Annotated in this window: 28 protein-coding genes and 2 pseudogenes; 4 read left to right on the plus strand and 26 right to left on the minus strand. The window is 58.4% G+C overall.

The window, feature by feature from the left end; translation table 11 throughout:
* Window positions 1-6 precede the first annotated feature (6 nt).
* The 5 genes from PSH91_RS09450 to PSH91_RS09470 all read right to left on the minus strand — a co-directional run bounded on the left by PSH91_RS09450 (window position 7) and on the right by PSH91_RS09470 (window position 1,686).
* On the minus strand, window positions 7-240 hold the full coding sequence (locus tag PSH91_RS09450; protein WP_305467960.1) for a hypothetical protein: 234 nt from the start codon (window positions 238-240) through the stop codon (window positions 7-9).
* Between the two features lie 75 nt (window positions 241-315).
* Complete coding sequence (locus tag PSH91_RS09455) at window positions 316-687, minus strand: hypothetical protein (protein ID WP_305467962.1); 372 nt, start codon at window positions 685-687, stop codon at window positions 316-318.
* Window positions 684-974 carry an ogr/Delta-like zinc finger family protein gene (locus tag PSH91_RS09460; protein WP_003183346.1) on the minus strand — a complete coding sequence of 97 codons (291 nt, stop codon included), beginning with the start codon at window positions 972-974 and terminating at the stop codon, window positions 684-686. Before PSH91_RS09460 ends, PSH91_RS09455 begins: the two co-directional genes overlap by 4 nt.
* Window positions 971-1,444, minus strand: a complete 474-nt coding sequence (locus tag PSH91_RS09465; RefSeq protein ID WP_305467964.1) for a YmfL family putative regulatory protein — start codon at window positions 1,442-1,444, stop codon at window positions 971-973. Before PSH91_RS09465 ends, PSH91_RS09460 begins: the two co-directional genes overlap by 4 nt.
* 29 nt (window positions 1,445-1,473) lie before the next feature.
* Entirely contained in the window at window positions 1,474-1,686 is a 213-nt protein-coding gene (locus tag PSH91_RS09470) for a DNA-binding protein (protein ID WP_305467966.1), read from the minus strand.
* Between the two features lie 84 nt (window positions 1,687-1,770).
* Between PSH91_RS09470 and PSH91_RS09475 the strand changes: the two genes are divergently transcribed.
* The 3 genes from PSH91_RS09475 (at window position 1,771) to PSH91_RS09485 (ending at window position 2,739) form a co-directional block, all read left to right on the plus strand.
* Window positions 1,771-2,091, plus strand: coding sequence for a helix-turn-helix domain-containing protein (locus tag PSH91_RS09475; RefSeq protein ID WP_305467968.1), 321 nt, complete (start codon window positions 1,771-1,773; stop codon window positions 2,089-2,091).
* 11 nt (window positions 2,092-2,102) lie between these two features.
* Complete coding sequence (locus tag PSH91_RS09480) at window positions 2,103-2,447, plus strand: DUF2511 domain-containing protein (protein ID WP_305467970.1); 345 nt, start codon at window positions 2,103-2,105, stop codon at window positions 2,445-2,447.
* Between the two features lie 130 nt (window positions 2,448-2,577).
* Window positions 2,578-2,739 carry a hypothetical protein gene (locus PSH91_RS09485; RefSeq protein ID WP_305467972.1) on the plus strand — a complete coding sequence of 54 codons (162 nt, stop codon included), beginning with the start codon at window positions 2,578-2,580 and terminating at the stop codon, window positions 2,737-2,739.
* A gap of 51 nt (window positions 2,740-2,790) precedes the next feature.
* On the opposite strand, the gene PSH91_RS09490 is transcribed toward PSH91_RS09485, so the two are convergent.
* The 14 genes and pseudogenes from PSH91_RS09490 to PSH91_RS09555 all read right to left on the minus strand — a co-directional run bounded on the left by PSH91_RS09490 (window position 2,791) and on the right by PSH91_RS09555 (window position 16,248).
* Window positions 2,791-4,167, minus strand: a complete 1,377-nt coding sequence (locus PSH91_RS09490; RefSeq protein WP_305467974.1) for a hypothetical protein — start codon at window positions 4,165-4,167, stop codon at window positions 2,791-2,793.
* Window positions 4,168-4,220: 53 nt separating this feature from the next.
* Window positions 4,221-5,480 carry a phage late control D family protein gene (locus tag PSH91_RS09495; RefSeq protein ID WP_305467976.1) on the minus strand — a complete coding sequence of 420 codons (1,260 nt, stop codon included), beginning with the start codon at window positions 5,478-5,480 and terminating at the stop codon, window positions 4,221-4,223.
* Window positions 5,477-5,917, minus strand: coding sequence for a phage tail protein (locus tag PSH91_RS09500; protein ID WP_027912651.1), 441 nt, complete (start codon window positions 5,915-5,917; stop codon window positions 5,477-5,479). Before PSH91_RS09500 ends, PSH91_RS09495 begins: the two co-directional genes overlap by 4 nt.
* Window positions 5,918-5,922: 5 nt before the next feature.
* Entirely contained in the window at window positions 5,923-8,868 is a 2,946-nt protein-coding gene (locus PSH91_RS09505; protein ID WP_305467978.1) for a phage tail tape measure protein, read from the minus strand.
* Window positions 8,858-8,977 (minus strand): GpE family phage tail protein, encoded by a 120-nt coding sequence (locus PSH91_RS09510; RefSeq protein WP_003183333.1) that lies wholly within the window; start codon window positions 8,975-8,977, stop codon window positions 8,858-8,860. The genes PSH91_RS09505 and PSH91_RS09510 overlap by 11 nt, the downstream gene beginning before the upstream one ends.
* 8 nt (window positions 8,978-8,985) lie before the next feature.
* A complete protein-coding gene (locus PSH91_RS09515; protein ID WP_305467980.1) occupies window positions 8,986-9,315 on the minus strand; it encodes a phage tail assembly protein in 330 nt (109 codons plus the stop codon).
* Window positions 9,316-9,365: 50 nt separating this feature from the next.
* Window positions 9,366-9,881 (minus strand): phage major tail tube protein, encoded by a 516-nt coding sequence (locus PSH91_RS09520; RefSeq protein WP_305467982.1) that lies wholly within the window; start codon window positions 9,879-9,881, stop codon window positions 9,366-9,368.
* A gap of 57 nt (window positions 9,882-9,938) precedes the next feature.
* Window positions 9,939-11,108: a phage tail sheath protein gene (locus PSH91_RS09525; RefSeq protein WP_305467983.1), complete on the minus strand. Its 1,170-nt coding sequence runs from the start codon at window positions 11,106-11,108 to the stop codon at window positions 9,939-9,941.
* A gap of 113 nt (window positions 11,109-11,221) precedes the next feature.
* The gene (locus PSH91_RS09530; RefSeq protein WP_305467985.1) at window positions 11,222-11,623 is read right to left on the minus strand and encodes a phage tail assembly chaperone; all 402 of its coding nucleotides are present in this window, start codon (window positions 11,621-11,623) and stop codon (window positions 11,222-11,224) included.
* Window positions 11,624-11,628: 5 nt separating this feature from the next.
* On the minus strand, window positions 11,629-13,812 hold the full coding sequence (locus tag PSH91_RS09535; RefSeq protein ID WP_305467987.1) for a phage tail protein: 2,184 nt from the start codon (window positions 13,810-13,812) through the stop codon (window positions 11,629-11,631).
* Window positions 13,809-14,426 (minus strand): phage tail protein I, encoded by a 618-nt coding sequence (locus PSH91_RS09540; RefSeq protein WP_305467989.1) that lies wholly within the window; start codon window positions 14,424-14,426, stop codon window positions 13,809-13,811. The genes PSH91_RS09535 and PSH91_RS09540 overlap by 4 nt, the downstream gene beginning before the upstream one ends.
* Window positions 14,426-15,337, minus strand: coding sequence for a baseplate J/gp47 family protein (locus tag PSH91_RS09545; protein WP_305467991.1), 912 nt, complete (start codon window positions 15,335-15,337; stop codon window positions 14,426-14,428). The genes PSH91_RS09540 and PSH91_RS09545 overlap by 1 nt, the downstream gene beginning before the upstream one ends.
* Complete coding sequence (locus tag PSH91_RS09550) at window positions 15,334-15,678, minus strand: GPW/gp25 family protein (RefSeq protein ID WP_305467993.1); 345 nt, start codon at window positions 15,676-15,678, stop codon at window positions 15,334-15,336. Before PSH91_RS09550 ends, PSH91_RS09545 begins: the two co-directional genes overlap by 4 nt.
* Window positions 15,675-16,248: pseudogene (locus tag PSH91_RS09555) on the minus strand (phage baseplate assembly protein V). The gene PSH91_RS09550 and the pseudogene PSH91_RS09555 overlap by 4 nt, the downstream one beginning before the upstream one ends.
* Before the next feature lie 135 nt (window positions 16,249-16,383).
* On the opposite strand from PSH91_RS09555, the gene PSH91_RS09560 reads away from it, so the two are divergent.
* Window positions 16,384-17,175 carry a DUF4145 domain-containing protein gene (locus PSH91_RS09560; protein WP_305467995.1) on the plus strand — a complete coding sequence of 264 codons (792 nt, stop codon included), beginning with the start codon at window positions 16,384-16,386 and terminating at the stop codon, window positions 17,173-17,175.
* Here the strand turns inward: PSH91_RS09560 and PSH91_RS09565 are convergent.
* The 7 genes and pseudogenes from PSH91_RS09565 to PSH91_RS09595 form a co-directional block, all read right to left on the minus strand.
* Window positions 17,170-17,634 carry a phage virion morphogenesis protein gene (locus PSH91_RS09565; RefSeq protein WP_305467997.1) on the minus strand — a complete coding sequence of 155 codons (465 nt, stop codon included), beginning with the start codon at window positions 17,632-17,634 and terminating at the stop codon, window positions 17,170-17,172. The genes PSH91_RS09560 and PSH91_RS09565 overlap by 6 nt on opposite strands.
* Window positions 17,631-18,107 (minus strand): phage tail protein, encoded by a 477-nt coding sequence (locus PSH91_RS09570; protein WP_305467999.1) that lies wholly within the window; start codon window positions 18,105-18,107, stop codon window positions 17,631-17,633. Before PSH91_RS09570 ends, PSH91_RS09565 begins: the two co-directional genes overlap by 4 nt.
* Window positions 18,104-18,292: pseudogene (lysC, locus tag PSH91_RS09575) on the minus strand (Rz1-like lysis system protein LysC); the annotation flags it as partial. The gene PSH91_RS09570 and the pseudogene lysC, both read right to left, overlap by 4 nt.
* Complete coding sequence (gene lysB, locus PSH91_RS09580; RefSeq protein ID WP_305468001.1) at window positions 18,204-18,647, minus strand: Rz-like lysis system protein LysB; 444 nt, start codon at window positions 18,645-18,647, stop codon at window positions 18,204-18,206. The gene lysB and the pseudogene lysC, both read right to left, overlap by 89 nt.
* Window positions 18,644-18,850 (minus strand): hypothetical protein, encoded by a 207-nt coding sequence (locus PSH91_RS09585; protein WP_305468003.1) that lies wholly within the window; start codon window positions 18,848-18,850, stop codon window positions 18,644-18,646. The genes lysB and PSH91_RS09585 overlap by 4 nt, the downstream gene beginning before the upstream one ends.
* The gene (locus PSH91_RS09590; protein ID WP_305468005.1) at window positions 18,847-19,689 is read right to left on the minus strand and encodes an N-acetylmuramidase family protein; all 843 of its coding nucleotides are present in this window, start codon (window positions 19,687-19,689) and stop codon (window positions 18,847-18,849) included. The genes PSH91_RS09585 and PSH91_RS09590 overlap by 4 nt, the downstream gene beginning before the upstream one ends.
* Window positions 19,686-20,009, minus strand: coding sequence for a phage holin, lambda family (locus PSH91_RS09595; RefSeq protein ID WP_305468006.1), 324 nt, complete (start codon window positions 20,007-20,009; stop codon window positions 19,686-19,688). Before PSH91_RS09595 ends, PSH91_RS09590 begins: the two co-directional genes overlap by 4 nt.
* Window positions 20,010-20,025: the final 16 nt, after the last annotated feature.

Here is a 20,025-nt window from a genome sequence, read left to right on the forward strand (position 1 = left end):
CGGGTCTTACTTCACTTCGCCGAGACTGTATTTAAGGGCGCCAATCAGGCGTTTTTGCGCGGCCATCACCGGGAAGGCCGCGAGCAACGAGCCATGCCGCAACCCTTCTGGGATCATGCGAAAGCGGTCGTCGTACCAATGCTCGTTAAACTGCTGGGCGTACTGGTTCCGTAGCGCTTGGAGCAGCGCTTCAGCCTCTTCGCGTGGCAGTTTTGCGTTGATGGCGACGTCGATTTGCATGGTCCACCTCGGATTTCGGGCAAAGCTCACCCAAACCCACGGGAAGCGGGGCAGGGCAGGTTGTTTAAACGGGGATTACTGAGGGTGTTGCTTCAGCGCGTCATCGCGCTGGGCGAGCAGGGTTTGCGGCAGCAGCCTTGCCGGAACCGGATACCGAAGGTCAGCCCGGGTATCGATCAGGTGGACGACCGTGCTGCCTGGGCTGTTGCCCCAGTCCACGCCGATCCACTTGCGCTGGTTGATGACTTGCAATTCAGTCCAAGCGTTGTGCACCAGCTTCTGCGCCATGAACACCGGCACTTCCAGCGCGGTGGTCATGTGCCGAACGCAGTTTTCGTACAACAGATCTGATTCCACCAGGTGCTGCGCTTCGTGCCGTTGCAGGTAGGCAAACGCCGCCCGTTGCATGCTGCTGCGGTAGTCGTGGTCAAGCTGTTCATGGTTCATTGCGCACACTCCATTTCCATTTGGTCGAGCAGGTCGGGTTGATCGTTGGCGGACTTCATCGCGGCACGGCGCAGGGCAATGTCGGCGATGGGCAGCTTGACGGAGGGGTTCGCCATGCCGCTGGGGCTCATTTCATGAGTCATTTCGAACTCAGCTCGCACCGACCAGCCGCAGGCCTCGTTGGTGCATTGCAGGTAGGCCACCCGCAGGAAGATGTGCGTGCCTTCGCTGGTGCGGATACGCATGCGGCCGAGGCAGTGAGGGCAGACAAGTTTGTAGGTGCTCACCCAGCGAACCCCCGGCCGTGCAGTTGAATGGTCGCTAGCACTTCGGCGTAGCGGGCTGACATGTACTTCATCAGTGCGGAAACAATGACTTCGGCCTCACTCTGCTCGATGACACCGTCGTCCAGGGCCTGGGCAATGATCTGGTCAACCAACCCACGCTTGGCGGCAGCTCTTACGGAGCGGTTGTACAGCTCGACGTTATCCAGCGTTCCAGGCACCGCGACGGGCACAAACATGCCGCCATACATGCCGGTGATGTAATCCGCGAGGTATGACGTACCCGCAACTTGCTCGAGGCGATGGATATGTTCGTCGCTCAGCGGCCGGCTGCCAGCGTTCTCATAGGCTTGGTTGTCAAACTTCTTGATCGGCATCCCAAGGTCAGTTGCGGCGTAATGCCGGCCCCCGGGATAAGCGGCAATGACGGCGCTGACTACGTCTTTGCGGTTGGCTAGAACTGAGCGTTTCATCTTCTGGTTTCCTACCTGAGCCAACGGGCCTAATTTGGGACGACGCCGTCTTTGATACCGAGCAACACCGCAGCGCGGTGGGACTCGCCCCGCAGACATTTCTTCTGTCCGTTCAACACGGCGTACACCGTGGACGGGGTCAAGTTGTGCTGATCGGCCCAGTCTTTGGCAGAGAGGCCTTGATGCGCGAGGCGCTCACGTGCCTTTCGGCAAGCTTGCTCCGTGGGGTATGCGTTCGGCATAGTCTCGTTTCGTGTGATTTCGTGTGATGACAGACGGAGTATTTCCCATGAATGTGGGAATGTCAACTCGTCGTGGAGACGTTTGTGGGAATTGGTGATCGCCTGAAAGAAGAGCGCGAGCGCTTGGGCTTCAATCAGACCGAGTTCGCGTCGAAGGCTGGCGCCTCGAAAAACAGTCAGTACAACTATGAAAAGGGCGAGCGCAGCCCAGATGCCAGTTACCTGGCAGCAGTTGCTGAACAAGGGGTGGACGTCCTTTACGTGGTAACCGGCCAGCGCTCATCCGTGGGCGAAAATCAGCTTTCCAACGACGACTTGGAAATCGTGATGCACGTGCGCAGTCTGGACGATGAGGACAAAGGCGCGGTGATGCGCCTACTCAGGGCTTTTACAGTGAAAAAATAAGGAGTTGTGGCATGAAAAGGATGACGTTATCGGTAGTGACGCTGGCAATGCTCGCTTCGGGTATGTGTGGGGCCAAGGAGAGGACCCAGACAGTTTCGAGCAAGGATTACGGAGACGCTTGGCCTTTTACGGTCGATAGCGTTGACCTGTTGTGCTTTGGGCCTTCGCCCAAGGCGTTGGCCCGAACCTCGGATGGAACCGTCTATGCATTGAGCGGTAGTGCTCGGAGCCAGGCAAAAGATCGTGGTTGGTCGGACGGTCAGGACATCACCAAGGCCAATCCCTCGATACCGTCCATCAAGATGGACTACAGCGATATCGTTCAGCGTGCCCAGGCGCTTTGCAGTGGTGCGTAATTTGTAATGAATTTTTAATCTCCTAGGCTGATGACACAGCCAAACATGCTGAAAATTGCTCGCTCCCCGGGTGCTTTGGTTGGTACCGATGTTGGTATCGGGCACCCGAACGTGTTGAATGGAGTGACACATGTCGGTGATGAAAAAGGTAGATGTCGATCAATCTGAAGCAATTGGATGGTCTGAATTGAATGAGCGTGAACGGAAGTTTGTGCTGCTTTTCAGGCTTCTCGACGAGGTTAGTCAGAAAGATATAATTCGCTTTCTCGATGTGCTCCTAACCCCTAAGTAAAATGAACCCGGCCATGAGCCGGGTTTTCTTACGATTATGCTGACTCGTGCGTTAAGCAGGACTTTTCACATCCTGTGGTACAAACTCATCATTAACTGCTTCCGGTGAAGCCTCAGCTGAAGCTTCTTTTACTGATTGTTTCTGGTTAGGTACGGGTTTGTAAGAAAAGCCTTCATTGAGATCACGTGCCATATGGCTTTTTAATACTTCAATTTTAAGGGCGGTTTGTTCTTGGAATTTTTCATGGTCTGTTATGTCTAAATTTTTTGCCGAAGAGTGAACGGTTTCTCTTGCTACTACCAAAAGTTTAGCAAGTGTTAATCGATCGCTATGAATTTTGAAAACTTTTTGTATCATTGCTAGTGCGAGTTTCCAGCTATAAATAATTGCCAGTCCAAAGATCGCTGCAAATGGAATTCTTAAGATGAAGGCGGCTAATACATCCATGAAGGAGGTGTATTGTGCTGCTAGGAGATTGCTAGCCCCAACGTAGACTTGATAAACCGAAAAAATAATAGCTAGCAGTGGAAGTATTATTAGGGATAAGTAGATTTTAGCTTGGGTGTTACCCTCCTTTACGTAGGGACCATACTCATCGGATATTAAGTTCTTATCGTTGGTTAGCTTTGCTAGGTCGGCGTTTAGGTTTGAGATCTGCTTGTTCAGTTTTTCAGCACTTTCTTTTAGCTGAGCTGTGTTGTTGGTTGCATTGGTAAGATTGTTTTCTGCATTTAGAACGGATAAGTTAAGCTTTGTAAGTTCTTTGTTGCTGCTTTCAAGTGCGGATTTAAGTAGAAGCTGTTCTGCATCCAGGTTGGCTATCTCTTCCTTTGTTATGGTTATGGAGTTGGTGAGGTTGAGCGACTCCTCTGTTAATTTTTCTGTCTCGGAAAGTATATCCTGGTATTCTGATTTTGCTTTTGTTTTGAATGCTGATATGCTCCTCTTTAAGTCTAATATTTGTTGAATGTCTTTGGCGTACTCGGAAAGCAGGGTGGAGTCGCAGCCAAAAACTGAGATTTTTTTGAGTGTGGGTTTGTATATGATTGAATCGCTTGATATTTCAAACCATTCACAGAATTTTCTAACGTATCCATATGCGAAGGTCGCTTTGTCTACAAGCGAGAGTTTCAGTTTGTAAGGTTGGGCTCCAATTGGTTTGATTGTTACGGTCAAGTTTGATGCTAGTTTTTCGTTATTTTCCGCATAGAAATCTATAGAGTCTATGTAGAATAGACCTGTTGGGGTAAAGCGCCTTATAGTGCTGGTTGTTTTGACAGTGCTAGATGTTGAGGTTGTAGCGTCTAGTAATGTTTGGAAAGTTGCGGTGGTCTTCCAAAAAGCGTTCCCAATCGGGTCGAGTTTTGGCAATAAATCCTCTAATGCAGAAAGCTTATTGTCTAGTTCTTCTACTGAATGATCTGTCATAGGGCTAGTCTCTTGAATTCTGCCTCTGAAGATAGCAGAGTGATGTCGATTCGCTACCCTCGCATACGATTCCACTCTCGATCAACCGCCCGCTTCGCCGTCTTCTCGGTGGCATACAACCACCGCAGCCGCCTCGGTTTGCTCTGATCCCCCGCCGTTACAGTCTTTTCCTTCCCTGTTTTCTTGTCGCGGTAGTACGCGATGATCCCTGTGTAATCCCCTTTGTTTTCCTCAGCCAACCCCTCAACCGTATCCTCGGGCAACTTGCTCTCCAGCTCTAGGCTGACGGTGTAACCATTGTCCGGGCTAAGGGTGTGCTGCACATTGCCGCCATACCAGATGATCTCGTCGATCTCAGGCTTCACGCCCTGGAGCGTGTAGGTCAGTTCGGGAATCAGGTCAGGCCTGCCCCGGGCCAGGGTGTAGCTGAGCGTAGCGCTGCCGCGTTGCAAGCGGTTGAACTCGGCCCGGGCAGCACGCAAGGCGGACTGGCGGTCGCTGAAGGTGTGGCGCAGGTCTTTGAGGTTTTCACCACCGCCGGCAATGGCCTCCTGTTTCTTAGCACTGTTCACGTCATAGAAATAGGCCCGCACACCGTCGTAGCTGTCGCGGTCAGCTTGCAGGTAGCGGTGTTGGTCTCCATCGATGCGGGTGAGGGTGACATGCGGCAGCTCGGCGCCGGTGGCCGTCTTGCCGCCGCCCGCCGGCAGGCACAGCAGACAACCGGCCTTGACGGTGACCACTGCGTCGAACTCTTCCCCCACGCGGCTGATCAGGTTGGCGTCGGATTCGTTGGCCTGGTCCAGCTGAAGGATGGGCAATCCGTCCAGGGCGCCGGCGATGGTGGCGGTAAGGCCGTTACCCAGGGCGATATCGCCCAGAACATCGCCGAGGGTGGTGTTGCTCCAGCTGCGCTCGCGCTTGGTCTTCAGGCCTTTGCGAAGGTCCGCCGAGCGGGCGCGGATGCTCAAAACATCCGGCGCGCCGCTGTGTTCGGTTTCATCGACCGTGTAGGTGCCTTTGTCCACCAGGCCTGTATCACTCCAACCCAGCCACAGTCGGATGGTCGCGCCTTTGGGCGGTATCGCCAGCAGCCCATCGTGGTCGCTGAGGGTGATGCTGAGCTGGTCGGCCTCGATCCCGCGATTGTCGGTCAGCTCCAGGCTCATCAGTCGTGGGCTGATCAATTGGGCGATGTCGTTGCCATCGACCGTGATACGAAACGCCGGCACCGGGTAGGCCGCATCGCGGCGGTAGCGTTCGACCAGGTCTTCTACGTAGCCGGTAACCTTGGACAGGGCAGCATCAATCACAGCAGCGCCCTCAAAATGTTGACGCCTGCGCTGGTACCGGCGCCGAGCAGATCGATCCGGTCGTCATCGATGCGCTTGAGGTTGACCGTGAATTCAATACGCCGAGGCGTGCCGTCACGGAAGAACAGCGTTTTGGTTTCGCTCAGACCATCGATAATCCACAAGCCGTAGATGCGGCCGCTGCCTTCGACCATCGGCCAGGCCTTGCCGGTGTTCGCCATCAGCCGCAGAGCGTCGAGGCTAAGGGCGCTGCCGGCCAGCTCCGGGAGGATGACGCCGGGTAGGGTGATGGTGTCGTCGCCGCGCCCGACAAACTGCCGAGCCGGAGCGGCGCCGACGCGGCTGTTGCTCGCATGGCGCCATTCGGTTTGGCGTTGCAGCTCCTGGTAAGCGGCGGTGGACAGGCTGAACACGAACATGCCCAAGGCAAGCATCATAGGGATTACTCCAGATCTGACAGTTTGCTGCGCTGGCGAGCGGCCTTTTCGCTGGCGATGCGCGCCAGCTCGGCCCGTACGGCGCGGCTGATCGCCTGGGCGTCCATGCCTGGCGTGGTATGGATGTTGATTTCGTAGGTGTCGTGGCTGTCATGAACCGGCGCCGGGGCAGGGCTGATGGGCGCCCGATCATCGATCGACAACGAAGAGGCAGCGGCAGCCCCGACCGGGAATTGCGGCAACGGCATGGCGGCCAGCGGCATGGCGGTTGCGCCGAGGGCCAGTGTGCCGGCTGCCGTGAGTTGTTTGCTCAGGCTGGTCATGGCGCTCAGTGGCCCGTTCTGACTGCCCTCAAGCCCCTGGGCCAGGCCGGCCATGGTGAAGCCGCCCAGCTCTGCGAACACACGGGAGGGGCTGTGGATGTCGAGCTTTTCCTTGAACCAACCAATCACCGCATCGCCTGCGCCGGTGATGGCCTCCTTGGCTACGGTCAGGCTGTTGGTGATGCCATTTGCCAGGCCTTGAATCATCTGCGTGCCCAGTTCAGCGAACTGTGCAGGCAGGCCTAACAAAAGGCTGAGCATATTGCCGATGACGGCACCGAAACGTTCGCCCATTGACTGAGCGGCGCCACCGACGTCTTCGACGGGCGCAAGTAGCTGGCCGAACCAGGTGATCAGGCTGCTGACGCCATCTGATATCAGAGTGAACAGGGGGCGTGCGATGCTGCCCAGAAGCTCCATGGCCGCGCCGACACCTGGCAGCGTCATGACGGCCTGGCCCAGGTTCAGAAGCGATTGGCCGAGCCCGGCGAAACTATCGAGTACCGGTTGCAAGGCCCCGACCAGGCCTTGCCAGAAGCCGAGGAAGAAGCCCTTGATCGGGTTCCAATATTTGTAGACCAGCACGCCAGCAGCAACCAGGGCAGCAATGGCCGCCAGCAGCCAGCCGATGGGCGTCGCTATGATGGCGGTACCGACCGCACTGATCGCGCCGCCGAGCATCGGCAGCACGCTGGCGGCAGCCAGGCGGGCGCTGCTAACGAAAGCGGGTAACGCACTGAGCAAACCACCCGCCGAGCGAGTTGCTACCAGGGACCGCCAGACTTTCCCAAGCCTGCCGATGTTGGTACCGGCGCCTGCTGCTGCGGTGCGCGTGCCGATCAACTGGGCCTTAACAATGCCCAAGCGAATGCCAAACATGCCCATGCCGTACCGCACCATGGCGAATGGGCCGAGAAGGCTCGCCATCGTCAATGCCAGGCCACCAAACACGAAGGCCAGGCCGGCCACAGCCGCTACGACCTTGACCAGGCCGCCGGCCAATCGTGGGTTCTCCCGAGCCCAGGCGCCGATGTTGTTGGCAACCTCCCCGAGGGTGCTGATGATTTGTTTCAGTTCGGGCGCAACAGCGGCGCCAAACTCGGCCAGGGCGTTGGTGAAGCTGCCCTCTGCGGCCTCCATGACGTTGGTGAGAGTGGCGAGTTGTTCGTTGACCCGTTTGCGCAGGTCGGCTTGGTTTTGCAGCTTCTGTTGCACTTCCCGATAACCCGCGATCCCCTTGTTCATCATGGTGTTCAAGGTGGTCATGGTTTCGGAGTCGTCCCCGAACAGCAGCTTGATTGTGGACGTGCGGTCCTCATCGTTCAGTGACTTTAGTTTTTCGACCTGGGCGAACAGGTTGTCCAGGCCTGCGAAGTTGCCTTTGTCGTCGGTGAACTTGAAGCGGATGTTTTTGCCTTCCAGCTCCATGATCTTGTTGACGTCCTTGACCCCGTCCTTGTCCAGGCCGGCCTGGAAGATCTTCCGGTAGGCGTTACCGGCCGCGCCGCCTTCCATGCCAGCCTGGTCCATCATGATCAGCAGCGGGGCCAGCTCGGCGGCCGCGTCGATGCCCGATTTTTTGATGGTGTCCATGACCGGCGCGATCTTGCTGAAGCCCTGGAGCATGTTGGTCGGGTCTACACCCGAGTAGAACCCCCGCTGGATGATGTCCATCAGCGCCATCATGTCTTTTTCGGATGTTCGGGTGGCGTCCTGCATCTTCGCGGCAAATTCAGCCGCGGCGGTTACCGGCATCTGCAACTGAACGCCCAGGTATGCGGCCGCTTCGCCGGTGCCGCCGAGAATGCTCTTGGCGCTCAGGCCTTGGCGCCGCAGCATGGTCATCATTTCTTGAAAGTCGGCCGTGGTACCAGGTAGGCGGTCGCCCAGCTTGGTCGCCAGGTCGGTGATTTTCTGGAAGTCTTCAGACACCTTGCCGGTGTCGTCCATCATAGAAACCTTGAGTTGTGTGGCCGAGTCTTCGTTCGGCGCAAACGCACCGATCGCCTTAGCCACCGGCCGACTCGCTGCATATCCCACACCCAGGCCGGCGGCGCCGTTCATAGCCATGTTGCCGGCGAGGTTCTGGGTTTTCTCCAGCTTGGCGCGCTCGATGGCAAGGCGCTTTTGCTGAGCATTCAACGCGACCAGGCGTTTGCCCTGTTCGCTGATGCTTGCGTTAGTGGCGCTGATTTGCTCGCGCAGCTGGCGTTCGTGACTGCTGAGGTTCTTGGTGCTGATGCCGGCGCCTTGCAGTTTGCTACGCAGGGCCTGGAGCTGTTCGCCCTGTTGTTGATGTTGTTCCTTGAGTTTCTGCGCTTCGCGAACGGCTGCTCGAAAGTCTTTGGTCATCGCCTTGGTCGGCGCACCGGTGGCAGCGAACTGCTGGGAAAGCGCCCGTACTTTGTCGCGGGCGGCGACGAGGGCTTGCTCGGTTTGCTCGGCGGCAGCGCGCTGGGTGCGCCAGGCGCTGATGTCCTTCTGTTGGGTGTTGAGTTCCTTGAGGCGGTCGCGGGCTTCCTTGAGGGCGCGGGCGGCACCGATGCTGCCGTTGTTGATGGCCTTCAGGGGGCCGCTCGCCTTGTCGATGGCGTTGAGCAACACCTGAAGTTTTAAGTCATTCGCCATCGGTGGAACTCCGCACCCGGGCGCGCTCGCGCCACTCCATCAGTTCTTGCAGGCCCAGCTGGTCCATGTCAGCCGGTGCCCAATGGAAAACCACGGCCAAGTCGGCCATGGCGTCTTCTACGCAACGAGGGACGCGTCCGTCTTCACCGACTTCTGCAACAAAAAACCGGAGATCTTGCTGCCACAGGCGAGCAGGTCGGCCGGGTCCATGCTGGCGACTTCGGGCGCGGTGATGCCTGGTGCGCTGATGCGCGGCAGGATTTTGATGAGGGTGGCGACGTCCATATTCAGCAGGTCCACCAGTTGCACACCGCGCAGTTCGCCGGATTGCGGTTTGCGCAGGGTGATGCTGTCGATGACGGTCTTGCCACGGGTGATCGGGGTGTCCAGGGTGACGGTGTTGTCGTCAACCGGCGGCAGGGCTTCGAGGGTTTCTTCAGGTTTCATATGGGGCTCCAGATTGCATGGTTAACCGCCCTGGGGCAGGGCGAGAGTGATCAGATGCCGAGGGCTTTGCGCTGCTCTGCCAGCAGGTCCACGCCATTGACGATTTCGATGAAATTGAGCAGGTCGATTTCGATGATTTCCTCGTTATCGACGATCAATTTGTAATAGGTGCAGGTGGTGGTGATGCTGTGCTCGGTGTCTTCGCCCGGCTGCGCATCGCCCATTTCTATGGTCTCGTGCCGGCCGCGCATGACTACTTCCACGGCACTGACCTCCTCGGTGTCGTCCTGTTGGAACGCGCCGGTAAAGCGCAAGGCGATACCCGAGGCATTGACGGCGCCGAACTGTTTGAGAGCGATAAGATCCAGACCGCCGGTCTTCCATTCGAACTGGATTCCGTCGTCCGAGAAGCCCATGTCGGCCTTGACCGGGCCGTTCATGCCGCCGCCACGATAGGCTTCCATCTTGCGACCGAGCGGCGGCAAGGTGACGGATTTGACTACGGCGAGGTAGCTGTTGGCATCGTTGAAAAGGTTGAGGTTCTTGAGCTTGCTGGGCATAGCCATGGTGGTGTTCTCCGTTGCGCTGACGCGGGGACAGCTCCCCTTGCGGGGAGGCCCAGGTTAGCTGTTGATCTTGCTGGCGAAGTCGATCAGGTAGCGGTCGGTGATGCGTTGCCGCAGCGTGAGGTCTTCCAGCGGTGGCACCGGCGTGTAGTCGTAGTCCAGGAACAGCTTGCCGGCCTTGAGCGTGTCCTTATCGTTGGCATCTTCCGGGTACCAGCACTTGCCGCCGATCAGGTAGCCCGCCGAGATCATCTCGCGGAACTTGGCATTGACCCCTTCGATGATGTCGCGCACCAGGGAGGCATGCAGCGGCTTGTCCACAGCCCACATGTGCGCCTCGGCCATGGTGTCGGCCAGAATCTGCGCGGTACGGGTGTAGTTCTCGAAGGCGAACAACGGGTCTTCGCTGGTGGTGCGGCTGCCCCAGAAGCGGAAGCCGCCTTCGTTGATGAGCGTGGTGACTTCGTTGCTGTTGAGGTAGTTGGCATCCGTGGCCGGGTTTTGCAGATCCCAGAACACGTCGGCGCTGATGCCGGTGACGCCGTTGACCGCGACGTTGGACAGCGTTTTGTGCCAGCCCACGTCCTGATCGATCTTGGCGCGCAGGCCCAATGCCCGGGCCACGGCCGAGGCGGTGACGGTCGCGTTGGTAACGGTGCTCCAGTTCTGGAATTCCGGCCAGATGACCATGGCTTCGCGAGCGCCGAAGTTGTCACGGTAGGCGACCACCTCTTCCTTGGTTTTACAGCCCCAGGCGCTGACGTAAGCGAAGCCACGCAACTGCTGCGCAATGGTGACCAGCGCGGTGGCAACCGGCAGGCTGTCGAGGCCTGGCACACCCAGAATGCGCGGCACCATGCCAACGCGAGCCTTGGCAGCGAGCAGGGCTTTCATGCCGGTGTATTTGCCCTCTGCCGTGGTGGTGCCGATCAGGGCGCTGGTGGTTTCTGCCTCGGTGGCACCTTCCTTCACCCGCACGACGATGGTGTAGGGCTTGGTCTGGTCGGCGATGGCCTGAAGACTCTTCGCCAGCGTGCCAGTGGTGCCGGCTTTGCCGATGGCGGTTTGGACGTTGGTCAGCAGTACCGGTGTGTCGAATGGGAAAGCGGTGGCATCAGCGTCGTCGGCCGTGCAGACCATGCCGATAACAGCGGTGGGGATGGTGCGAATGGGGCGGGTGCCGTCGTTGAGTTCGATGACCCGCACGCCGTGAAGATAATCGGCCATGGGTTTGCCTGCGCAGTGATTGGGATGACAGTGCACAGGCTGCCGCGCGCGCGCCTGTTGGGCGAGCGCGGGGGCTTGTAGGGGAGGGGGTTACAGGAAGAAAAGGAGTAGCGTTACTGAATCTGCTCAGCTATCCATGACGGCGCGATGGGTCGGAACTCTATGTTTGGGAAGTCCCCCGTCTGAGGCCAGTCTCGAAGTGCCTGGCGATAGATGAGTAGTTCCGAGTATTGCTCAGAGGTCAGGGTGGGGGGGCGCTCCAAGGCCTGTTCATCACGATGGCGGGTAACCAGCCACTCGGTTGATTGCAGTTCATTGTTGCGCCATACCCGCTCAGCATCGGCCAGGTCGGAGGCAGGGACGGTCGGCGGAGGTAGAAATTCATCCTCCTCTATCGTCCAGCCAGGCCGTGTCCCAGTGGGACAGGCTTGCCAGAATAAATCCGGGTGAAAGCGCTCGATTGGATCAATGTCGGTAGTTTCGACTACCGTCCCGTTTTCGATTCGTGCCCACATGCTGATCACCACTGAATGATTACGTTACCGGCAGCACCTGCACCACCGTTGTACCCGTAAAACGCACCTGACCCGCCGCCGCCAGGCCCAACACCGGTATTACCTGGGACCTGCCCTTGCGTGGATCGACTACCGGGGCCACCACCTGAACCACCGTATGGCCCATAACTTGGATGTCCGGCCCCAAGTGACGTGTTGAAGTCCCCGCCAGTGCCCAGCCCACCACTCCCCGGGCCATTTGCATAACCGGACGAGGCGTTACCAAAGCCCCCGGCCCCGCCAGTAGCAGATAGATAGGTCCCAAATGAAGACGTCGCACCGGTTTCGCCAACACCCGCTTCTACGGTAGCGCCAGCGCCACCAGCGCCAACGGTCACCGTGACACTGGTCACGCCTGTGAGATCAACTAGCTCTTGTGCCAAGCCACCTCCACCACCGCCACCTGATCCTGCCCCGGAGACGCCTGCGCGACCTCCGCCACCGCCACCCCCGATAACCGTAACCCAAGCCTTTTTCACGCCAGCAGGCACCGCCCAGGTGAATACACCTGCGGTTTTAAATACTTGGGTACCGCGAAAAGGCGCTTGCTCACTGGTGATGCCGAACTGCCAAGGCGTCCATTCCCCAGCGTTCTGCATGGCACGCGAGGCAAATACCGGCGTCTGGCCGCTTCCTAAGCCGCCAGTGATTCGCTGTACCAGGTAGTTGTTGCTCATATAGCCTTCAACAACGACGCTGTAACGAGCCGACGGCGACCAGCCGGGTGGGATGTTTACTAAGCCGGCCATGGGAGTGAGATAATTACCGGGGATCAGGTAATTATTCATATCAACTTCAGTGCTCAAGATACCGCGACCAGCCCCGAAGGCGCCGACCGGCATAAGGGCGCCGGCTGTAACATCGGTCGGATTTACCTGCCGTTTTATTGCGGTAGAAAAATACGCTGAATACTCCAGCGAAACGCTGCCGCCAATCAACCGCCACAGCGAGCCGATACGAATAAATTCAGCGGTATCACCTTGAGCCATGGCGATGTTGCCGACGAAGTTAACGGCATCGATCGAATCACCTGCGGCTGCCTTTACCGTTACCGTGCCCATGCCGCACAGGATCTTAACAACCGCCCCTCGCGGAATTGTCCCGCCAGTTGGGAGAGTGGCGATCATAGCCCCAGCGCCAGCAAACGCAGCCACCTTGCCAACGTCAGCAGCGGTTAGCGCCGCCGTCGCCGCGTAGTTGGTGTAATCCCCGTATTCGAGCCCCATCCTCTTTACAAACTCGGAAGTGGCCAGCGCCTTCGTATTATCAAACTGAGGCGGCGTGTTTGCCGTTGGGTTCACCAACGCCGGGGAGTTGATGGTTGCAAACCCCTGGGTGATGTTCTGAAAGGTCAGCGACGTGGTTCCAAGGACAATTGCCCCATCCGTTACCAACTGCCAGCGAGTGTCGGCCAGCGTAGCGCCTTGCTCGACTGACAGAATCATCGCCGAGGTGACTTCAGCACTGCTGTCAGCATCCGGCGCACGCTGCCATGCTGCTGCTCCAACAACGTAGATGCCATTGTCCTTGGCGGCCGCCTGGTTCTTCACCAAAACCCGATCCCCAGCAACCAACGTCACGCCATCAACGCTCTGCAACCCGGTCAATGCGATGCTCGCCGTGGTGGCTACGCGCACCGATTGCTTGCTGTCGAGCTTGTACAGTTCCTCAAGAATCTTGGAATCAACGTACTGACGTGTCGCCAAAACAACTGAGGGATCAATCTTTAATTCGACATTCGCCGTGTTGCTGACGATCAGGTTCATCCGCACGACTTGTGTGCGGCCTGAACCCTGGGTCAATAACGGCTTGAAGCTCGGCGCGCAGTTAGCCACGGCTACCAGGTCACCGGCGGCGTCGTACAGTCCCACCTCACGAATCCACCAGCCGCCGACGTTTTCGGGGATGACCTGTTCGGCAATGATGATGTTTGGGTTGGCTGGGTCAACCTTGAGCTGATTCAGCGGGGCACGTCGGCGCTCGTTGATCAACTGTGTCTGCTGCTCGTTGGGCATTGGCTCCGTGCCGTTGGCATCACCCACGCCCATCTGCGCGAATGTCCAGGGAATGCCCAGTGCGTCCGCGTTGGCCTGCTTGGCTTTGCCGATAGTGGTGAGGATGGCGAAAAACTGGCTGTTCTGGTCTGTCATGGGTAGATGTCCATGGTGTCGATCTGGTGTTCACGGCCGCCCTGGTGGATGTAGCCCGTGACCTCAATGTCTCGCTGTGTTGGTGGGTAGATATCAATCTCGTCGCCTTCGGTGATGCAGGCGCCGATATGAACTGATCCGGTGGTTTCCAGGCTGATGGCGAGACCGGTGAGGTGGCGTGTCAGGGGCTTGGCATCGTCGATCAGCCAGGTCAGTTCCTGGTACATCTCTTCAGTGATACCGGTGTCCAGCACGCCGACTTTGAGCCTGAAGGTGGCGCGAGGGCCGACCGGAACGGTCTGCCACCATTCGATGATTTCAATCAGGTAACCGAGTGGTTCAACCACGCGACGCAGTGACCCGATGGTGCCTTTTCGCGAGTGGATGTAGTACGCACTGCGGATGGCGGCGCGCTTGGCCGCCTCTGTCCACTTGCTGTCCCAGCGATCCACGGAAAAGGCCCAGGCCAGGTAGGGCAAAAGGGGCAGTGGGCAAAGGTCGGGGTTGTACAGCGTGCGTAATGGAATCGGCACACGCTGGATCTGGGCCAGCGCCTGCGCCGCTTGACGCTCCAACGGCGTCGAATTGCCTGGAAGAAGGGGAGCGTTTGCCATCATTCGACCCCCAGCGCCAAATCGACGGCTGTGCAGTATGGGGCTTGGTACTTCGTAGCTACGATGTCCGCCCAGTTTTCCAGCACGACCTTACGCACCCCCTCGACGTGCAGCGAGGCATGGATAATGGATTCCGAAACCTCCAAGCCCAGGCGGCGCCGTTGGTGCACGAAGGCGAGCAACTGCGCATTGGCGGCCGCGAGAATCAACTCGCTCTCAGGGCCGGACGTCGAGAGAAACAGCTTGGCCTTGATCTGGTAGTTGATGACCTGGGCGCTTTGCACAGTGAGCCGATCCGCGACAGGGCGGCGGTCGTCGTCGCTGAGGTAGGCATTGACCTTTGCCATTAGCGTGGGCGAGGCGGTGCCGTCACCCAGGATCGATTGCACAGTCACCACCGCCTCGGCCGGGGCGGGACTCTCGGCAGTGGCGTCGGCCACCTGGCCGTCAGCAGAGCGCGCATGAAAGATGTAACTGTTACGCGGGCCGGCAGTGCTGAGGCCTTCCCACGCCATTTGAGCCCGCTCCCGCAGGCTGTCGTCGCTCTCCATCAGCAACGGAACTGGCGGTACGGCCGAGGGCTTGGCGGCCTGAATGACCAGGCGCTTGACGTTGAAGTTGCCGGCCAGGTTCTCCAGGTCGCTGCCCTTGGCGAGGGCCAACATGTTGGCGACGGACGCCTCATTGACGCGCTGGCGCCATACCGTCTCGCGGTAGGCGTTCTCCTGTAGCAGCTTGGTCAAAGGCTCAGACTCCAGCTCAAGCCGTGCAGCGATCTCGGCTTGTTCCTCGACCGGCCAGAGGCCGATGGCGTAGGCCTTGCGCTCGGCGAGGATCTGCTCGTAATCGATCTGCTCAACGACCTCGGGCGCGGGGAGCTGGCCCAGGTCAATTGCGACGAATGAGTTCATGCGCTACCCCCCAAATTCAGAGGCACGCTCAGGCTCAACGGCTCGTTGCTATCGACGATGCTGCCCTCGATATCCAACAAGGATTGTCCTTGCAGCGTGGCGCCCTGGAACTGCACGCGGCTCAGGCTGATACGCGGCTCCCAGCGCATCAGCGCCATGACGGTGGCCGCGTACACCTGCAAGCGGGTGATGTCGTTGAAGGGGTGGTCCACCAGCTCGGGCAACAGACTGCCGTATTCGCGGCGCATGACCCGGGTGCCGATGCGCGTGCTGAGAATGTCGCTCATGGATTGAGCGATGCTTTCCACGGTGCTGATGGCGGCGCCGGTGTGTCGATTCATTCCGGTTTCCCCGTCTTGCCGCTGCCAGGCATGACGCCGCCGTGCAGGTGCTTCACCAGGCTGATGCCAGCGGCTATCACATCTACCGAGACGGTGACCTTACCGGTGACATTCTGGTCTCCGGTCTGGGTGTAATTGCCCTTGTGCGTGATGTTGCCGACGATATTGATACCTCCGGTGCTGACTAGGTTGGTGGTGCCGCCATCGGTGAGCGTGGCGTTGAGGTGGTGAGCGACGCTGTCGTACTCGATCACCGTGCCGTCGCGGTAGGTGAAGCGGTGCAGGCCTTCGCGGTCTCCGTTGGCGGGGATCTGGTCGCTGAAAAGGCCGGTCAGGGCGACACCGTTGCCGAGTTGGCCCGAAGGGCTGAAACAGCAAAACCTGTTCGTTGACGGTCGGCGGGTTCCACTCCCGGTCAGCACCGGCGCGCAGGGCAATCCACGGCAGCCAGGCAGTGGTCAGGGTTCCGGTTTTGATCTGCACACGTGGAGGCTGCATCTGGACGGCAGCGATGGTGCCGAAGCGGATGAGATTTTCGATCAGGCGGGCGAGGGTGGCTAAGTCGTTCATGGTGCCGATGGTGGCGTCACGCGTGCGCAAGCGCAGCTTTGTCAACTTGTAGCAAGCTTGGTTACAGTCCAGTAATGTGCTGCTGTGGCGGACGGGTCAACCATTTTCAACGGTTCAGAAATCAAAGGAATGTAAATGAAATATATCTCACCATCTATACAAGAAACCGCATTCAACTGTCCGCACTGTGGAGCACTAGCAAAACAGTTTTGGTCAAATGTATTCATTGATAGTTATCCCGAAGATACGCCGCGTCCTAGACTTGTTGATAAGGCTTTTCTTGATGAATTGGATCTTAGCGAGATTAAGGATGTTGCTGAGCGAGAAGAACTTCTTTCTTGGTTTGTACGGATGGCAGAAGGCGCCCCTTTTGTCGATGTTAAGGATGATGGCGCATATTTGAAGCGCCAAATTAGGAATTGTAATATCAGCAACTGTTTTAACTGTCGCAAAATCTCGATTTGGATCTACGATAAATTAATCTATCCTGTTGTTGGTAATGTTGTTCCCGCTAATCCTGATATGTCTGATGACATTAGGCGTGATTATGAAGAGGCTGGAGCGATTCTAAACCAATCACCTCGTGGTGCTGCGGCGCTTTTAAGACTTGCCATTCAGAAACTTTGCAAGGAACTGGGGCAACCGGGGGAAAATATTAACGAAGATATTAAATCGCTCGTTGCAGCTGGATTGGATACAAGAGTTCAGCAGTCGCTTGACGCCGTGCGCGTGATTGGTAACTCAGCTGTCCATCCAGGGAAAATTGATATTAGGGATGATCGTGCAACTGCTGAAGCTCTATTCAAACTTCTTAACTTGATTGTTGATAAGACAATTTCCGAACCTAAGCACATTAAAGAAATATATGAATCCTTACCTGAGAACCTCCGGGAGGCAATTGTTAAGCGCGATACTCCTAAGTCATGAATTGCTTGTGAAATGTGCCAGGAGGCCGTCGCGGATCAAATCTATATCCGCGTCGATGAAGCCAAGTATCTCCCTTTGTTCGTACCGCACATCCGGTGCACCCCGTTCGGCCCTGTCCTTCAAGCCGTACTGGTGCACCCTGGCGATTCGGGCAATCCGTCCTGTAAACCCGACGCTAATACTGTTTCCGTCGCCTTTGACTTTCAAAAAGCTCGCTGTGCGCAGCTTCTGAAACATCTGCACCTTTCGCTTCACCCGTCCTTGTTTCCCCCGCAGGTTGCGCTGCTTTCGCGGCGCGTATTTGCTGCCGTCCGGGTTGCGCTGGGCGATGATCCGCTGTTGCTGGCTGCGCCGCAGGGCCTGGCCGATGCTGCGGGCCAGTTTGTTGCGCGATGCCGGTTCCAGTTGTCCCAGCAGGCCGGCGGCCCAATCCTCCAGCGTTTCCAATCGGTTGGTCATTTAGGCACGACCCATTCACTGCCGGTGCCTTGGGTGCCAGGTATCCACGCCGGATCGAGGAACGCGGCTACCTGCCGAGGTTCACCAGGATGGTGGACGGTGGTATTGCCGTCGGCGTCTTTCCCTACAACCACACGCTCGGTCAGCGGCAGTGTCAGGCTCAGGTCCACCTTGCTGTTGTCCAAGATGTCGGCCTCGAACTGGATGCCCTCGGCGGACTTGTTCAGGTTCTCCAGCAGCTCGGACTGGTTCACGCTCAGCCAGCCCAGCAACGGCAACATAACGCTGTCGGGGTGACCGGCGTAGTCGGTGAGGATGACCTGTAAATCAAAGCTGTATTCAAACGACAACGATGCAGCCGCGGTGCAGCGGATTTTGCCGTTGTCGATGAAGATCAGCAGCCGGTCGGGGTTGTGCTTGAGTTCGGCCACTGTGCTCAGCAGGTGGGCGCGCAGGCTTTCGGGTTTGTTCATTGGGCCGCCTGTTGATGCTTGAACACCATGTCTACCTGGCCGGCGCATTCAGCCCATGCAGCTTCGACGCGGTCCTGGTCGGTGAGCTGATCGCCGTTATTGAGTGGGCTTGTCGCCGGGAGGGTGCAGGGCACCACGGCCGGACAGCCACTTACGATAAGCGTCGGCGCCGGTGAAGGCGGGGCGCTCGCGCAGCCGGCGAGCAAGCTCAGGCAAAGGCTGGATAGCCCAGTTGCGAAGGTCTTCGTTTTCACGTTTCAGCGCCTCGATGGTTTGCTCGCGCTTTGCCAGGCCCTGGCGCAGCTGATCCTGCTGGGTTCGCAGGGCAGCCTGGGCGATGCGCTCGCCGTTCAGGGTGTTTTGCAGGGTGCTGAGATTGGCGCGCAGCCTGTCAGCTTCATCGCGGGCAATTTTGATGTCCTTCCCCGCCAGTTCGGTGTTCTTCTCGGCCACGGTGATGCGTTGTTCCTGGCCCCAGATGAGCAGTGCCAGGGCGCCCAGCAGGGCGATGCCGTACAGCGCCTGGCGCAGGGTACTCATGCGCGGTACCAGCCCAGTTTGTTCATTTCGCCGACGTCCATCAGCTCCACCGGACCTCGCACGATGACTACCCGGCAACCAGGTGTCATGTAGGCCAGGGCTTCGCACAGCAATTCCATATCGGCTTGCTTGGTATTTTCCGGCACCACCAACAGGTTGCCGTCTTGGACGTCCAGTTTGCGCACCGCCTCCAGATCGATCATGCCGCCACCGCCTGGCCGCAGCCGCACTCAGCGTGCCGCTCATAGGCGCGCTGGAGCTTGATGTCGTACAGGTTCCGCTGGTAATCCGGGCCGTTGTAGAGCTTGGCAAATTCGGCCCATTTACGGCCTTTCAAGGCCTTGTGCAGCACCGGGTCGGTCTGGATGAAACGCACGAAGGCGGCGAACTGTTGAGACTCGCCTGCACTCATGTCCTCGACCAGCGCTTGCACGCTGGCATAGCCCAGGCGGTGCCAGTGAAAGCCCATAATCTGGAACGCGCCCCAGGAAGCGGATTCCAGTGCGACGGTGTCATCGATCAGGCGCGCATGGCTCAGGCGCTGATGCTCAGCAGTGCCGCCGGAATAGCCGCCGGACTTCGGATTGACGATGGCCGGATTGGCGACGGCCAGTTGGTCGGCGTGGCGCTTGAGTTCGTCGGGGTTGTCGCCTTCGTGGCGCGGCGTGGCGAGCTGGCGGTACATGATGTGCCGTTCGAACAGAATCACCGGCTTGCCGTTCGCCAAAAAGCCTTTGCCCTTCGATTCAACCTCGTTGACGGCATAGACGCTTGCCAGCGGTACGTCGAGGATCTGTGCAGCCTGCACCAGGTCTTCGTTTCTCAACAGGAGCTGACAGTCACCGCCGGCCAGGCTGGCCTGGGTCTTTTCGCCGGCAACGCCATCGGCGACCAAGCCGACTTTCAACTGATACGCCCGCACGGCGGCCTCGGTGGAATCGCCATAGTCGCCATCCACCACCAGCGCGGCGCCGTGGTCGTTCAGGTCTTTTTGCAGGATGCGCACCGCCTGGGAGCGGTCGCCGTGGCGAAGCGTCGTCATAGCTGTTCTACCTTGCGAGTGAAAAACTTCTTGGCTGCGGCGCGAGTCCCCTCGACTCCAAGCAAACCGATTACCCCACCGAAGAACGGTGCGGTTGAGACGGGGATGCCGAGCAGCGCCAGGCCATGACTGGCGGCCAGTGCCAGGGCGCCGCAAAGGGGGGCCTCAACAGCCATCCGCCGCAAGGTGCCGCCGCCGTACATGATCCGCAGGGCGGCGATGGTCAGAGCCAGGATCCCCGCATAAAGGGCAGGCCAGTTCTGTTCGAGCCAGGCGGCGAGCCAGGCCCAGGTGTCGGGACGTTCAGGCATGCGCTTCATTCCGTAATCCAGGGTT

This window comes from Pseudomonas sp. FP1154 (assembly GCF_030687245.1).
Lineage (GTDB): Bacteria > Pseudomonadota > Gammaproteobacteria > Pseudomonadales > Pseudomonadaceae > Aquipseudomonas > Aquipseudomonas rhizophila.